Genomic DNA, 14,001 nt, shown 5'->3' on the forward strand with positions numbered 1-14,001 from the left:
CCATGAAACGACCGATCGCCGCCCTGGCATGTGCTCTTGCCCTGCTCCCCGCCGCACAGGTGCTGGCCCAATCGACGCCCATTGAGGTTAAAAAGACCAATGGCTGCGGTTGCTGCCTCGCTTGGATGGAACATCTGGGGGAAAGCGGGTTTGTTCCAAGCGGAAAAAACATGTTCGCAGGGCTGCTCGTGCGGTTCAAACTCGACAACGGTGTGCCGCAGCGCATGGTTTCTTGCCACACAGGTCTCACCGAGGGTTACGTAATTGAGGGGCATGTGCCCGCGGCCGACATTCGCAGGCTCCTTGCCGAGCGTCCCGACGCAGTGGGTCTTGCCGTACCCGGCATGCCGCTCGGATCGCCTGGTATGGATCAGGGCAGCTGGCGAGAGGCTTACGATGTGTTCCTTATCAACAATGACGGCTCGACCGAAGTCTACGCCAGTTACCCCGGCAACTGATCAGCACGATTGCACGCGGGCTGAGAACGGAGCTGTATTCCTCTGTTCGCCTGGCCGTTCAGGCTACCTTGCAACCAAATCACTTGATGATCACAGACCGGTTTCGTTTCTACGGACGGAGTATACCGATGCCTGCGAGGTGATCGTGATGGTGTTTGCAATCTCGGCCTTCAATGCCGCAATTCAAGCACCATTTGCGTGACTGCCCGCCGTCGAGCGCGGTCTATGCATATATTTCGATGGGCGTCCCGTCCCGCACCATTGCATAGACCTCTTCGATCTGGCGGTCGGACACAGAGATACAGCCTGCGGTCCAGTCGCGTTTGTTCATTGGGTCAATGCCCCGTCGCGGCCCGCCATGGATGAAGATGTCACCACCCGGAGATTTGTCTTGCGCCGCTGCAAATGCGATGTCCGCCTCGTTTGGATAAGAGATGCCGATGGAGAGGTGGAACAGACTGTCAGGATTGCGCCGGTCAATGAGGTAGGCGCCTTCGGGTGTTCGTCCATCCCCCTCAAATTGCTTATGACCTTCCGGTGCAAACCCCAGCCCGACCGGGTAGGTGCGCAAAACACCCTCAGCGCCATCCAGAACAAGCAAACGTTCTGATTTGTAGAGCCGCAAACGGGTAACTTCGGGCCCGGTATAACTACGGAACTTGCTTGCACAGCCGGATAGGAGGACGGCAATGCCGCCCAGTAGAATTCTGCGTCTCGGGATTCTGTTGATCATCGCTGCTCGGTGCCATTATTGACGGCTTGTTACCACAACCCTAGTTGAAGGGCCGGCACCAAATCAATGACCATGTGCCAAAGCGCCCTTCGCCATTTGTTCACCTGCTGGCTCGCCGCCTTCCGGCGGCGACTTGTGGCGGCCGTCCGCGTTCAGAAGCCGCAGCGCATTGGCCACCACCAGCAACGACACACCCACGTCCGCAGCAATGGCCCCCCACATCGAGGCCATTCCGAATGCAGTCGCCACGACAAAGGCGGTTTTCGTCGCTAACGAAAGGCCGATATTCTGGCGGATGATGCTCATCGTGCGGCGCGAATGGGCAATCAGCCACGGCACCTTGGCGATGTCATCTGTCATCAGCGCGATGTCCGCCGTCTCGATGGCCGCGTCCGAGCCTACGGCGCCCATGGCGATGCCGTAATGCGCCCGCGCCATGGCGGGGGCATCGTTTACGCCGTCCCCAATCATGGCAACAACCGAATGGCTGTCCACCAGTTCCTCGATGGCGGTTACCTTGTCTTCTGGCAGCAGTTCAGCGCGAACCTCGTCGATACCGACTTCGGCTGCTACCGCGCGCGCCGTGCGCTCGTTGTCGCCAGTTAGCATGACAACGGTGTTGACACCCTGTGCGTGCAATCGAGAGACGATGCCTTTGGCGTCAGGCCTGATCCGGTCGCGCAGTTCAAGAACGCCCAACACGCCCGTCTCGTCGCCCAACGCGACCAGCGTCGCCCCCGCCCCTTCGATCCGGTCCCGCAACTCATCAGGAATGGCATCCCCAAAACCTTTCTCCGCGGCGAACCGGTCAGAACCAAGCCAGACGGGCCGGTCACCCATGCGACCTTCGAGCCCTCGCCCCGGCACCGTGCGGGTATCCTCCGCAGCGGCTACTGAAACGGCGTCCCGCCCGGCGCGCTCGAGGATAGCGCGCGCTAGCGGGTGCGAGGAGCGCATCTCCAGCGAAGACGCCAGCGCAAGCAGGTCCCGCGCCTCCACCATTCCAAGCGGATGGATTGCCGCAACCTCCGGTCGGCCCTCGGTGATCGTTCCGGTCTTGTCCAAGGCCAGCGCCGTCGTGCGGCCAGGTGCCTCGACATAGGCGCCGCCCTTGATCAGCACGCCCGCCCGCGCCGAAGAGGCCAGCGCCGCAACGATCGAGACAGGCGTCGAAATCACCAGCGCACAGGGGCAGGCGATGACCAGGAGCACCAGAGCATTGTAGAACCAGAAGCCCCATGCGCCGCCAGCAAGTGGCGGAAGAACCGCGAGAGCGATTGCCAGTGCCATGACTACCGGCGTGTATATCCGCGCGAACTTCGCCACCCACTGTTCCACAGGAGCGCGGCGGGAATGCGCGTCGCCAACCATGCGTATGATTTTCGAAAGCACTGTGTCCGATGCCTTCTTCGTTGCCCGCACAGTAAGAGTGCCTTCACCGTTGATGGTGCCGGCATAGACTTCGTCGCCCGGTTCCTTTGGCACCAGAGCGCTTTCACCGGTAATGGGGGCCTGATCAACAGCACCCGCTCCCCCTACGACTTCACCGTCAAGCGGAATGCGGTCGCCGCCGCGCACAATGAATTTTGCATTTACAGCTACCGCGGACGCTGGAACCTCCGCTTCCGATCCATCGTCATAAAGCACCCTTGCCGTGGGGGGCGCGAGGTCCAGCAGCGCCGAAACTGCGTTCCTCGCCCGGCCGACACTCCAGTTTTCGAGATAAAGCGAAAGCGAGAAGAAAAAGGCGACCGTCGCGGCCTCGAAGAATTCGCCAAGGCCGATGGCGCCGGCCACGGCGACGACCATCAGGAGGTTCATGTCGGGCGAGAACCGCCGCGCTGAGGACCACGCCTTGGGAGCGACGAGCCAGACGCCAAAGAGGATCGCAACCGCGAAGAGTCCGGCTTCGGCCATCGGCATCGGTCCCTCCCCATGACCAGCGAACAGCCCTATAGCCCCGCTCATACCGGTCTCGACGATGTGGTAGAGGAAACCTGCTGCCCAAAATCCGCCACTCAACGCGGTGAAGCGCCATTGACGTGCCAGATGCGCTGCCTGATCCTTCGCTGCGTTCTTGACGTCCCAGGGCTTCGCACTCATCCCGGTACTAGCGACCAACTTGGTGACCTCGGAGTCGGATAGTGCTATTGCGGTATCAAGGATCGTCATGCGTCCGTTGATCACGTCAAACGCCAGGTGCTCGGTTCCGCCCACACTCGGACCCACGGCCCGGTTCAGAATTGCCACCTCTTCGGCGCAATCGAGTCCGGAGACCTGGAAACTGCGCCCGTTAGCAGGGGGCGGGCCTGCCGGACCAATGTCCCCGCAGGTTGAAGCACCGCCGCAGCAGGCAGATTCATGATCCTGCGTGCAGGTGCTATTGTCATCGTTACGGCGGGTTTCGAGCGGCATAGGCGGACCTTCAGATTCGACGAGATCCTTCGAACCTAATTCCTACAGCACCTAGAGCTTCAAGTGGTCAAACGCGTTTTTTCGCTAGACGCTCAAATGCGCCGTAAATGCGAGGGTCCGACCTCTGGCTTGTGGCGAAACATACCGTATGCCAGATTGCCGACGGGAAACAAAAAAGCAAACGGCAGAGGTTCAGATGCAGAAACGAAATGCGGCAATCGTGGCCACAATGCTAATTCTGGCAGGATGTTCTTCCTCTACTAGTGTCTCCGGCAACGCCGCAACGCGGGTCGGAAACGTGCCTGACGCCGTCGTTGATCTCGCGGCTCCGGGACAAAATCTTGCGTCTGCACGGCTTCTGCCTGAAGACGGCTGCTACTGGTATGAGCATAGCGGGCCAGTTGAAACCACGTTGCTGCCGCTTAGAACAACGGCGGGAAACCCGATCTGTTCGAAACCAAACGCATAGATTAGGTCACCAACCTCCCCCTCAACTCCGTGAAGTGATGCCGTCTTCGGCCTCATACAGATAGGCCGTCGAGCCGGTTTCCACGTTTGGGTAGAGATCGTTGATATGCGCCATAACCATGCGGACGCATCCTGAACTCGCCCTGCCACCGATCGAACGCGGCCAAGGCGTTCCATGAATACGCAGGTAGGTATCGCGGTTTCCAACAAACAAATAGAGAGCGCGGGAACCTAGCGCGTTCTTGGGGCCTGGTTCCTGCCCGTCTGCATACTGGGAATAGGCCTCCGGGTCGCGTTCGATCATGGATTGAGTAGGCGTCCAATGCGGCCACTCAACTTTTCGCCGGATGGTGTAAGTGCCAGGTTCGTACAAATTGCCACGGGCTATGGCCACACCATAGCGCATGGCAGTTCCCCCCTCTTCAATGTGGTAAAGGTATCTCGCAATGGCATCGACATGGATGTCCCCCGGCACCAACCCGTCGTTTGCAACGACCCGGGTGGGAAGGAAACGTTGGTGCAGCCCCCATGGATTAGACGTTGCCGGATCATAGTTTGGCGGTGTGATTTGAGCGTCCCAATTTGCCTTCTGTGTGGCAGTCGGCCAAGATCCGGCCCACACCGGTTCTGCGATTGCAGTAGAGAACAGTGCTGACGAACTTGCGACAAAATGGCGTCTCGTAATCATATCTGAGATTTTCTCCTGTGCCCTTTGATTGCTTCAAATTACCCCACTCCGATAAGAGCTACAGCTACTAAAGGGTCAAGGGGTTTCTGAGGCCAGCGTAGATTTCTGGACCGAGCTATTTTTGCTTACTGTCCCAACCTGGCAAGGCCTCCGTGGGTAGGGAAAACTGATCAGTTCATCACATGGAGGTTTCTGACAGAGAAGTTGAATGGCAGATTTCGGCCCATTGCGCCACGCGGTGGCTTCGATGGCAGGGCGAATATCGGCGTGTTCAAGTCACGGCTCGTTCAAGTATTCTGACCTTAGAGACGGGGTAGTTGTGCCAAAATCGATTCAGAGCCATTTTGAATGCCTATGACGCGTCCCGACATCATGCCGATTGACACGCAGACCGTTGTAATAGACGTGGCGCAGCTCTTGTACCGTACCGGATAAGTCTTGACACTCCAGCGCCGGAAAGCTGCATTGTGTCTGTCAATGAACCGGAAGCTGATCATTGATGTCCCTTTTTATACGGGCGAGGCGGACTACGGCCAACTCGCCCGGAACGTTCATGCGCTGGATCCAACCGCGAGGATCGACTGGGCGGCCGACTGCCGGCTCGTGCAGATAGAATCCAACTCTAGTGCCGGCCTTGTACTCGCGGTGGTGGAACAGACAGGTTTGATCCCAGGATCGGTGCTAGGAGTTTGACAATCATTTGGCTGCTAGCCGATCCGCCCGAGGACCGGAAAGACATCGAGCAGCCAGTAGGACAGCGCGGTGAGCTGCCCGGTCATCATCGCAAGCCCCATCACGACCATGACCGCGCTCGCGGCCTGATGCAGGCGGCACCCGACCCGTCTGGCGCCTTGCAACCGGCCGACAAGCCGATCGGTGAAACCCGCAACAATCAGGAACGGCACGCCAAGGCCTGCAGAATAAATCGCCAGTAGCAAGACCCCTTGCCCAACCATGGCGCTCGCCGCACTGGCGGTGAGGATCGCACCGAGAATTGGGCCAATGCAGGGGGTCCAGCCGAAGCCGAACGCGAGGCCCAGAACATAGGACGCGGCCGGCCTGCCGCCGGGGACGTCGAGATGGAACCGAAGATCCCGTTCCATGGCGCCGATCCGCGCCGCGCCGATCATGAACAGCCCGAACAGAATCACGATGCCACCGCCAACGAGGTTGAGTTCATAACGCCACCGCAACAGTGCCTGACCCAGGGCCGTTGCCGAAGCCCTGAGTGCCATGAATATCGTTGAGAACCCGAGCACGAAGCAGAGGTTGAGCCAAAGGGTCTGAGCCCGGCTGACCTCTTCGACATCACCAGCAGTGGCTGGAAAGCTGCGATGAGCGTGCCGCGGTTGCGAGCGAATGCTGCGTCAGCAAACACCCGAAAAGGCAACGGCTGCAAAGTTCCGCACTGTGATGGAGTGGATGCCCCTCCCGACGGCATCGTGATGTGCCATGCTGGTACTGTCTTAACAGACCAGAAACAGAGGAGGCGACAATGGAAATGGTTGCGATCATAGGAGTAGATTTAGCAAAGCGTAGTTTTCAGGTGCATGGGGCAGCGGCTGACGGCAGTGTTCTGTTCCGCAAAAAGCTGTCTCGGGCGCAAGTTTTGGCATTTTTTGTACAACAACCGAATTGCACAGTTGCTATGGAAGCTTGTGCAACCGCGCATGACTGGGGGCGTCAGATCGAGGCACTTGGCCATGATGTGAAATTGATACCGCCCATCTATGTGAAACCTTTCGTCAAACGGCATAAGAATGATGCGGCTGATGCAGAAGCGATTGCCGAGGCTGCGTCACGTCCAACGATGCGAACAGTCGCCGTGAAAACACATGAGCAGCAAAGTCGGGCGGTTTTGTTCCGGACACGTGACCTGCTTTTGAGGCAACGCACGCAGCTGATCAACGCCCTGCGGGCTCATCTCGCCGAGTTTGGCCGGGTGGCACCAAAAACGACGACAAATATCAAAAGTCTGAGGGAAATCTTGGAAGATCCCGAGAACGGTCTGCCAAAAGTGGTGACAGATGTTGGATCAATCTACCTTGGTCAGATCGCTACACTAACAGAACAAATAGGCAGGCTTGAAAAGCAGGTACGCATCGAAGCGACAAGAGACGATAACGCACGCCGTCTCCAGACCATGCCAGGCATCGGTCCGATAACTGCAATGGCTGTCTCGGCCTTCGCCCCACCTATGGAAATCTTTCGTCGGGGTCGGGATTTTTCTGCGTGGGTAGGGCTGGTACCGAAGCAACACTCGACCGGGGGAAAGCAGAAATTGGGCCGAACGTCGAAGATGGGGCAGAGAGATATCCGCAGGCTCTTGGTCATCGGTGCCATGTCCGTAGTGAGGATGGCGATTCACAAGGGTGCCCCTGAAGCATCTTGGCTCCAAAGGATGCTCGCAAGAAAACCACGTATGGTCGTCGCAATTGCACTCGCAAATAAGATGGCGCGCAGGTTATGGGCCATGTTGGTGAAACACGAAGATTACAGAGACCCGGCTATCGCCGCCGCGTAAGCGTTGCGATGGCCGGTACGTCGGGAATGTGAGGAGGTCTTTGAGTGTAAGGGCAAATGATCGGAAAGATCGGGTTCAGTAAAACCAGGAACTCACACCGGGATAATCAACCCGCCACTGTGATGTGGAACTGAACCGCGTATCTCCATACCGGCCAGCGGCGTCTGAAACGCCGCATAAACAGGCCTGACAGATGACCGCATCCGTTCACATTCCCAAACGCTCAAAAAACAACTTGCATTAAAGGGGGCCTCCACAGATGTGAGTTGTGGCAGGGATGGTGAAAGTTAGTTTCTGATCTCCCCGGCAGCTTCCATCCGACGGGTCGGCACGTTCCTGCAGTCTGCCCGCATCAAAAAATGCCGGATCCTGGTTCCGCATTGAGCATCGCCGCGCCAATGGTTCAGAAAATCACCCGCTTCGGAAAAACACACCCCAGTACTAATTTTTTGCTCTTCCACGTCCTTCAAAAGAAGCTCCGTCGCACGCCTATCCGGCGTCCCCCGTCCCCAATGCACGTGCCGGTCAAGCCAGCTATTTCGGGCCCGGCCACCTTCAGCCCGGTCATTGGATTAAGTAAGAGAACTCAACAAGTACCGCCCTTTCCCCTTCATGGAGTGAATGCCGTACTGCCAACGTGATGATGAATGAGGTCAGCCAGTGCAGCTCCGCATGCTCAAATGAGAAGATCAGGACAGACTGATGGGCTTTCCAGCAGGGAACATCCGCTGACCGGGTGCGGTAGGCCTACTGCGAGCAAACCTGTGCAAAATCCGTGCAAAGGGGTACGTGTAGTCTGGTTTTTCCGATTGTTTTAGAGGTGTTATCTGTTGGGTGCATGCCCCTTAGCAGGGGAGCGCCTTCGACCACTCGGCCACGTCTCCGCTGACCCGTATATCTGCGCAAGCATACGGAATGCAAGGCGAAATTTCCCTTTTTCTCACTAATCGCATCAAGATCCCCAACCCCTTGAAAAAGCGCTGAAAGGTCAGGGCATCCGATGGTTTCCGGCCGGGTACGACCGCCGTCCCAAGCGTTTTTTCTACCCACCTTTGGACTACTCCGAGGTACGTGCTCTGAACTCAAGCTCCGAAGCCGCCACAAACTCCAAGCCGGATTTCCGCGTATCTTTGTATCCAGGGGCCGCAGACCATACCCCTCGCAGATCTGAGCCTGAACCGCGGAAGTGGTCTTCAGAGGCAGAAAATCACCTTACAATGTTCGATACAAATTAGCTCCAGGCAGCAAACTGCCTAAAGGGTACAACAATTCGATCCAGCCAGTTCAGATTGGAGTTTCCTCAACGATTCTGGCTCGAAAAGGCTCCCGGAACGTCTTTGGCTTTGACCAGACTGCGGCCTTCGCAAATGATTGTGCCATTTGGTGCGGTGCAGCTTGCCCAGAGATCCACGAGATGTTTCTCAGGCCGCAGCTTGACGATCTCCACCCTAGCCTCCAGAGCGGTATTCAGCGGTGCGGGCGCTTTGAAGTCCAGATCCTGTTTCAGATAATTGGTGCCTGATCCCGGCAGCTCCACCCCCAGAAGATAAGAGAACAAGGCAGCGATCAGCGGCTCAGGCACGCTATCAGCGCTGGCACCGCTCAACTCCGCATAAGCCTCAAGATCTTTCCGGGTGTAGCTGCGTGTAGTCCGCGCCGATTGCCCTACTGTCAGCATGCGATCTCTGCCTCCCCAACCAGGCACTCCGCGCCATCCTCCACCCGCGTGACCAGCATCATCACCCGCCCCGGCGCCTCTTGTGCAATCCGCAGGCTGAGTTCTTCGCCCGCATAAGCCGGGTTCGGAAACATCAGGCTTTGACTGACCTGAGACAGCCCGGCGTCATAACGCTTGAGCATTCCCCAAAGCTTGGAATAGATCAGCATTCCGTGGCTCACTGTGCGCCCAAAGGCCGTTTCAGCGCAGAACCGGGGATCCACATGGATCGCATTGTCATCGCCCGAAACTTCCGCAAAGGCATCAAACTCTGCTTGCGTCGGGGTCCAGCGTTCCTGCAGATCAATCATGTTTTGAAGTCCTCGCGCAGCTTGGGTTTGCATACTTTACCTGCAGCCGTGCGCGGGAAATCTTCAACGATCCTCAAATGTGCAGGCACCTTGTATCCGGCAAGCCGTTCCCGGCACCACGGGCGCAGTGTTTCAGGATCTGCAATCTGGCCTGGGCGCAACATTATGAATGCAGCACCTGCTTCGCCCCATTTCGCGTCGGAAACGCCTACAACCGCGGATTCCAGAATGGCAGGGTGATCATTCAGCACCCGCTCGACCTCGGCGGGGTAAACGTTTTCGCCGCCCGAGATGTACATGTCCTTGATGCGGTCAACAATGTAGTAGTAGCCATCCGCGTCCCGCCGCGCGACATCGCCGGTGGCCAGCCAGCCATCCGCGGTAAAGGTCTTCCCTGTCGCCTCCGGGTTGCCGAAGTACCCGGGTGTGACCCCTGGTCCGCGCACCTGCAGTTCACCCGCCCCTTCGGCGCCTTCCGCCACCCCGGCCAGACGGACTTCCACAAGGCTCTGAGGTCTCCCGACGGATCCGATTTTCTCTGCCGCATGAGCCGCATCCATCAGAAAAACGGTCGGGCCGGTTTCGGTCATCCCCATGCCGTTCAGCACATTGGCTCCCATTGAGCCGAAGAAGCGGATCAGCGGTTCCGGCAGCGGCGCCCCGCCGCAGCCGCAGCGGATCGACGGCCAATCCAGATTTTCAATGCCCGGCATCAGAGACAAGGCCTGGTAGACCGCCGGCACACCGAAAAACTGGTTTATTCGCCCGGAAGCCAAAAGGCCGTGGACCAGATCTGCCTCAAACTTCGGTAGAATGGCAGAGCTGCCGCCGGTCAGGAAAACTGGCAAAGTGTACAGGTTTATTCCAGCAGTGTGGAACAGGGGCAGAAAGCACACCGCGCGGTCGGTTGATGCAATGTCGATCGCCTGGCCGATGTTCACGGTATTTGCCCAAGCCATACGCGCGGTCTGGATTACCGATTTTGGCAGACCCGTGGTTCCAGAAGTGAACAGCAGGTACCATGGCCGTTCGGCTGGCACAGGCTCTTTGAACACAGGGCCGCCTGCCCTGATCCAACCGGCGAGGTCTTTCTCGATGGAAAGGACAGGCGCACCAGCGCCCGCTGCAGCCTCGCGCGCCGTGGCCTCAAACTCCGCGTCCGTCAGCATCAGTGAGATACCAGCATGTTTAAGAGTTTGCACAAGTTCCGCCGCAGGCTGGCGCCAGTTCAGAGGGCACAGAATGATCCCGGTCTTCTGGCAGGCGAACAGGGTGATGAAAAACTCCACCCGGTTTTGGCAAATGATGGCGACACGGTCGCCTTCCGCCAATTGCTGTGCCTGCAACCCTGCGGCCACTGCGTTTGCCGCATCGTTGATCTGGGCAAAGCTCCAGTCGCATCCAGTGGAGGTGTCGTGAAAAGCCAAGGCATCGGGGGTCAGCTCCGCACGCTTTGCGGCCATATCCGGGATTACATTGAACATCGCATTATCCGGTTGGTGTAAGAAACTGTTTCATCCGCGACAGGGTTTCCTGGCGCCCGATTAGCCTTCGGAAGGCGGCAGCTTCCGCGTCCAGCCCCGCTCGGACCCGGGCCAGCCGGTCGCCATTCCAGACCATCGACTTGGCTGCCAGCGCAGAGCCCGTGTCGATATCAGCCATCAGCGCTGCTGCCCGGGCCTCCGGATCAGCGTCAACCGCCTGAACCAGCCCCAGCCGCTGCAATTGGGCTGCGTCGTGGCGATGGTTTGCCATCAGCCAGCTTTGTGCTGGTCCGGCACCGATCAATTCGGGCAGGAGTGCGGTCCACCCGCCGTCCGGGGCAAAGCCCATGACGCCGTAGTAGGGTTGCACAAAGGCGCCCGGGTCAGCCGCAACAATACCCGATGCAAAAACAAGCCCCGCCGACCCGCCGGTTGCAGCACCGCGAACCGCCGAGGCGATCACAACGGGCATCTCTATCATCCGCATGATCAGATCTTGCAGAACCGGGACCACGTCTTCGGCGTAGCTCTCCGCACGGCCGTTCTGTGCCGCCTCGAAAAAGCGGCCGACATCACCGCCGGTGGAGAAATGACGCCCGCCGCGGACCAGCGCCTTTCGGGCATCTGATTGTTCCAAAGCATCGAACGCCCGGTGCAGGTCCCGCAACAAACCAGGCTCCAGCGCATTGGCGCGCGGTGCCTTCATCGTGATCCGGAAACAGGGCTCCCCGTTCGGCAGATCCGCTTTGTCCCAGGAAACCAGTCCCCTCATGGCGCCAATCCGTTGCAGATGAATTTGTGGGCCTCCGCAACGACCCGGTCGATGTCGGCCTCGTCTTCCCAAAGAACGAACCGTTCACCCAGCGTTTTCGCAACCCCCATCAGGGCCCAGGCGCGCACTTCGGCGTCGCCAGGAGAAATCTCTCCCTTCTCAGCGGCTTGATTTAGCTGATCAGCGTATGCCTTGCCAAACTCGGTATAATACTCGCGGTAGGCTTCGGGATCGACAAAGCGGGCCTCCTCGACAATCCGGTATTGCAACGGGCGGTCGCGCACCACGGTCAGATAGGCTTCCAGACCTGCACGCTCGGCCTCAAGCCGGTTTATAGCACCGGCAATCCGTTCCGCGGCCTGGGAGCGGGTTGCATGGCCCATGTCCTGCACCAGCTCCCGAAAGACTTCGTCCTTGCCCGAAAAATAGATATAGAAGGTGCCCAGGGCAGTTTCGGCAGCGCGGGTAATGTCAGCGATGGAGGCCGCAGCAAAGCCCTTTTCACCGATCACCTGTTCGGCGGCGGCAAGGATCTTGGCCCGGCGCTCCATTCCGCGTTTGGTTTTAGGTTTGGCAGTTGTCGGCTTGGTCATCGGCTCTCGTCTTGATCTTGATTGGGTGTTGCGAGCCCTTCTGCCGCAACAAATCGCCGGAAGGTATCGCAAAAGGCCCCGGGCTCTTCCAGGTGGGGTGAGTGTCCAGCGTTTTCGAAGCTCTCCACCCGCGCACGTTTTGCCTGCGACGCAATCCATCGCGCTGCATCCTGGCTGTAGAGCCTGCTTTGCGCGCCGGAGCAGACGAGGTAGGGGATATCGATTTTCCGGATCGTCTCCCGCTCATCCATAGCCACCAGATCATCCCAAATCGGGCGCAGGCGTGCGGGGTCTTGCGCCAGCAGCAGGGCTGTTACGTCTTCGCGGCTCGGAGCCGGATCGCTGGTGCGGGCATACATGTTGCGCGCAATGCTTTTGGCCATGCGGGGCCACTCCGGCACGATTTTGCCTGAGGTTGCCAGAATGGCTTCCGCGCTATGGCCAAGCAGGCCCAGGTTCCAGCCCTCATCCGGCAGCATCCGGGGGCTCATGTCGATGGTGATCAGCCCGCGCAGGCCGGAGGATCCATGCCGCGACAGGTGCCGCCACGCGGCCCCGGCACCCATGGACCAGCCAGCCAGAATGGGATTGTCCAGATCCTCAATCCACCGCTTTGCAAGGGCTGCACAGGCGTCGAGGCTCGCCTTGTCCGCTACCCGGTCGCCATGCCCCGGCAGATCAGGCGCGTAGCAGTCAAACCCCGGCCCCAGACGTTCCGCCGTGTCATCGAACATCGCCCCGTTCATGGCCCAGCCGTGCAGAAATAGAACAGGAATGGTCATGACGCACGCCGTTCCCGCAGCCGCCCGACAATACCCGTCGGAAAGAAGTAGACGCTGAGGATGAACAGGATGCCCAGCCACATCAGCCAGCGGTCCGGATCCAGCAGGTGAGGGATCAGCGGCGGGGCCGAGGTTGCCTCGGATACGCTGCCCATCAGGTTCTGCAGATAGGTCTGGGCCAGGATGAACAGGGTCGCCCCGATCACCGCGCCATACATTGTGCCCATGCCGCCGATCACGACCATCAGCAGGATGTCGAGCATGATCTCAAAGCTGAGCGTGGTGTCCGGTCCGACATAGCGCAGCCAGATGGCAAACAAGCTCCCCGCCAGCGCAGCCGCAGCCGCCGAAAGGCAGGTCGCAACAGTCCGGTACCAAACCACACGGTAGCCGATCGCCTCGGCCCGGAAATCATTCTCTCGGATTGCCTGCAGTACACGGCCAAAGGGCGAATTCACGATACGCAGCAGAACGAGGAACAGGATGAGCGAGGCGGAAAACACCAGATAGTAATTCAGGATCTTGCCGCTGATCTTGGTGCCCATGAACTCGCCCATGCGGTTGGCCGAGGTCAGAACCCGCGGGATCTTGTAGGTCAACCCGTCTTCACCGCCGGTGATGCCCGAAAATTGCGACACGAGGACCGCGACAGCAGACGCCACAGCCAGCGTGATCATGGCAAAGAAAATCGCCCGCACCCGCAAGCTGAACAGACCGATCAGCAGCGCCAGAACAACCGCAGCCAAGGCGCCGGACAGCGACCCTGCCAAAAGCGCATCAAAGCCGCGCCCCATGTGTGTGGATGCAAGCGCGACCCCATAGGCGCCCAGGCCAAAGAACATCGTATGGGCAAAGCTAACGATCCCGCCGTAGCCCAACAGCAGGTCATAGCTCGCCACCAGCAGGATGAAGATACAGATCCGCGCGGCGGTATCCAGCGGGCGCACGCCATCGAAAAGGAACGGCGCACCCGCCAGGCAGATCAGGATCACAACCAGCAGCGCCGTCAGAACAGTTGAGCGCGGCTGATCCCCGGAGAGTAGTTTGACGATCATC

The 14,001-nt window shown here is 59.0% G+C and carries 13 protein-coding genes; 2 read left to right on the top strand and 11 right to left on the bottom strand.

The window, feature by feature from the left end:
- Positions 1–2: 2 nt before the first annotated feature.
- Positions 3–458, top strand: a complete 456-nt coding sequence (locus tag AC5STI_RS10565) for a DUF411 domain-containing protein (RefSeq protein ID WP_027255769.1) — start codon at positions 3–5, stop codon at positions 456–458.
- 223 nt (positions 459–681) lie between these two features.
- Here AC5STI_RS10565 and AC5STI_RS10570 read toward each other — a convergent pair whose 3' ends face one another.
- The 4 genes from AC5STI_RS10570 to AC5STI_RS10585 form a co-directional block, all read right to left on the bottom strand.
- Entirely contained in the window at positions 682–1,191 is a 510-nt protein-coding gene (locus AC5STI_RS10570) for a L,D-transpeptidase family protein (protein WP_035919395.1), read from the bottom strand.
- Between the two features lie 63 nt (positions 1,192–1,254).
- Positions 1,255–3,606, bottom strand: a complete 2,352-nt coding sequence (locus AC5STI_RS10575; RefSeq protein WP_193747985.1) for a heavy metal translocating P-type ATPase — start codon at positions 3,604–3,606, stop codon at positions 1,255–1,257.
- A gap of 490 nt (positions 3,607–4,096) precedes the next feature.
- Entirely contained in the window at positions 4,097–4,762 is a 666-nt protein-coding gene (locus AC5STI_RS10580) for a L,D-transpeptidase (RefSeq protein WP_036797386.1), read from the bottom strand.
- Between the two features lie 707 nt (positions 4,763–5,469).
- Positions 5,470–6,123 carry a cytochrome c biogenesis CcdA family protein gene (locus tag AC5STI_RS10585; RefSeq protein WP_082023080.1) on the bottom strand — a complete coding sequence of 218 codons (654 nt, stop codon included), beginning with the start codon at positions 6,121–6,123 and terminating at the stop codon, positions 5,470–5,472.
- A 134-nt stretch (positions 6,124–6,257) separates the two neighbouring features.
- Between AC5STI_RS10585 and AC5STI_RS10590 the strand changes: the two genes are divergently transcribed.
- Positions 6,258–7,286, top strand: a complete 1,029-nt coding sequence (locus AC5STI_RS10590) for an IS110 family RNA-guided transposase (protein ID WP_027236523.1) — start codon at positions 6,258–6,260, stop codon at positions 7,284–7,286.
- 1,300 nt (positions 7,287–8,586) lie between these two features.
- Here AC5STI_RS10590 and AC5STI_RS10595 read toward each other — a convergent pair.
- The 7 genes from AC5STI_RS10595 to AC5STI_RS10625 are packed head-to-tail and all read right to left on the bottom strand — an operon-like array spanning position 8,587 to position 14,000.
- Entirely contained in the window at positions 8,587–8,964 is a 378-nt protein-coding gene (locus AC5STI_RS10595; RefSeq protein WP_495446607.1) for a hotdog family protein, read from the bottom strand.
- Positions 8,958–9,314, bottom strand: coding sequence for a MaoC family dehydratase (locus AC5STI_RS10600; protein WP_495446608.1), 357 nt, complete (start codon positions 9,312–9,314; stop codon positions 8,958–8,960). The genes AC5STI_RS10595 and AC5STI_RS10600 overlap by 7 nt, the downstream gene beginning before the upstream one ends.
- Entirely contained in the window at positions 9,311–10,798 is a 1,488-nt protein-coding gene (locus AC5STI_RS10605) for a class I adenylate-forming enzyme family protein (protein ID WP_495446609.1), read from the bottom strand. Before AC5STI_RS10605 ends, AC5STI_RS10600 begins: the two co-directional genes overlap by 4 nt.
- A 4-nt stretch (positions 10,799–10,802) precedes the next feature.
- Positions 10,803–11,570: an enoyl-CoA hydratase/isomerase family protein gene (locus tag AC5STI_RS10610; RefSeq protein ID WP_495446610.1), complete on the bottom strand. Its 768-nt coding sequence runs from the start codon at positions 11,568–11,570 to the stop codon at positions 10,803–10,805.
- Positions 11,567–12,163: a TetR/AcrR family transcriptional regulator gene (locus AC5STI_RS10615; RefSeq protein WP_495446611.1), complete on the bottom strand. Its 597-nt coding sequence runs from the start codon at positions 12,161–12,163 to the stop codon at positions 11,567–11,569. The genes AC5STI_RS10610 and AC5STI_RS10615 overlap by 4 nt, the downstream gene beginning before the upstream one ends.
- Positions 12,160–12,945, bottom strand: a complete 786-nt coding sequence (locus AC5STI_RS10620) for an alpha/beta fold hydrolase (RefSeq protein WP_495446612.1) — start codon at positions 12,943–12,945, stop codon at positions 12,160–12,162. The genes AC5STI_RS10615 and AC5STI_RS10620 overlap by 4 nt, the downstream gene beginning before the upstream one ends.
- Positions 12,942–14,000, bottom strand: a complete 1,059-nt coding sequence (locus AC5STI_RS10625) for a branched-chain amino acid ABC transporter permease (protein ID WP_495446613.1) — start codon at positions 13,998–14,000, stop codon at positions 12,942–12,944. The genes AC5STI_RS10620 and AC5STI_RS10625 overlap by 4 nt, the downstream gene beginning before the upstream one ends.
- Position 14,001: the final 1 nt, after the last annotated feature.

This window comes from Leisingera sp. CC-HEC096, from assembly GCF_059429235.1.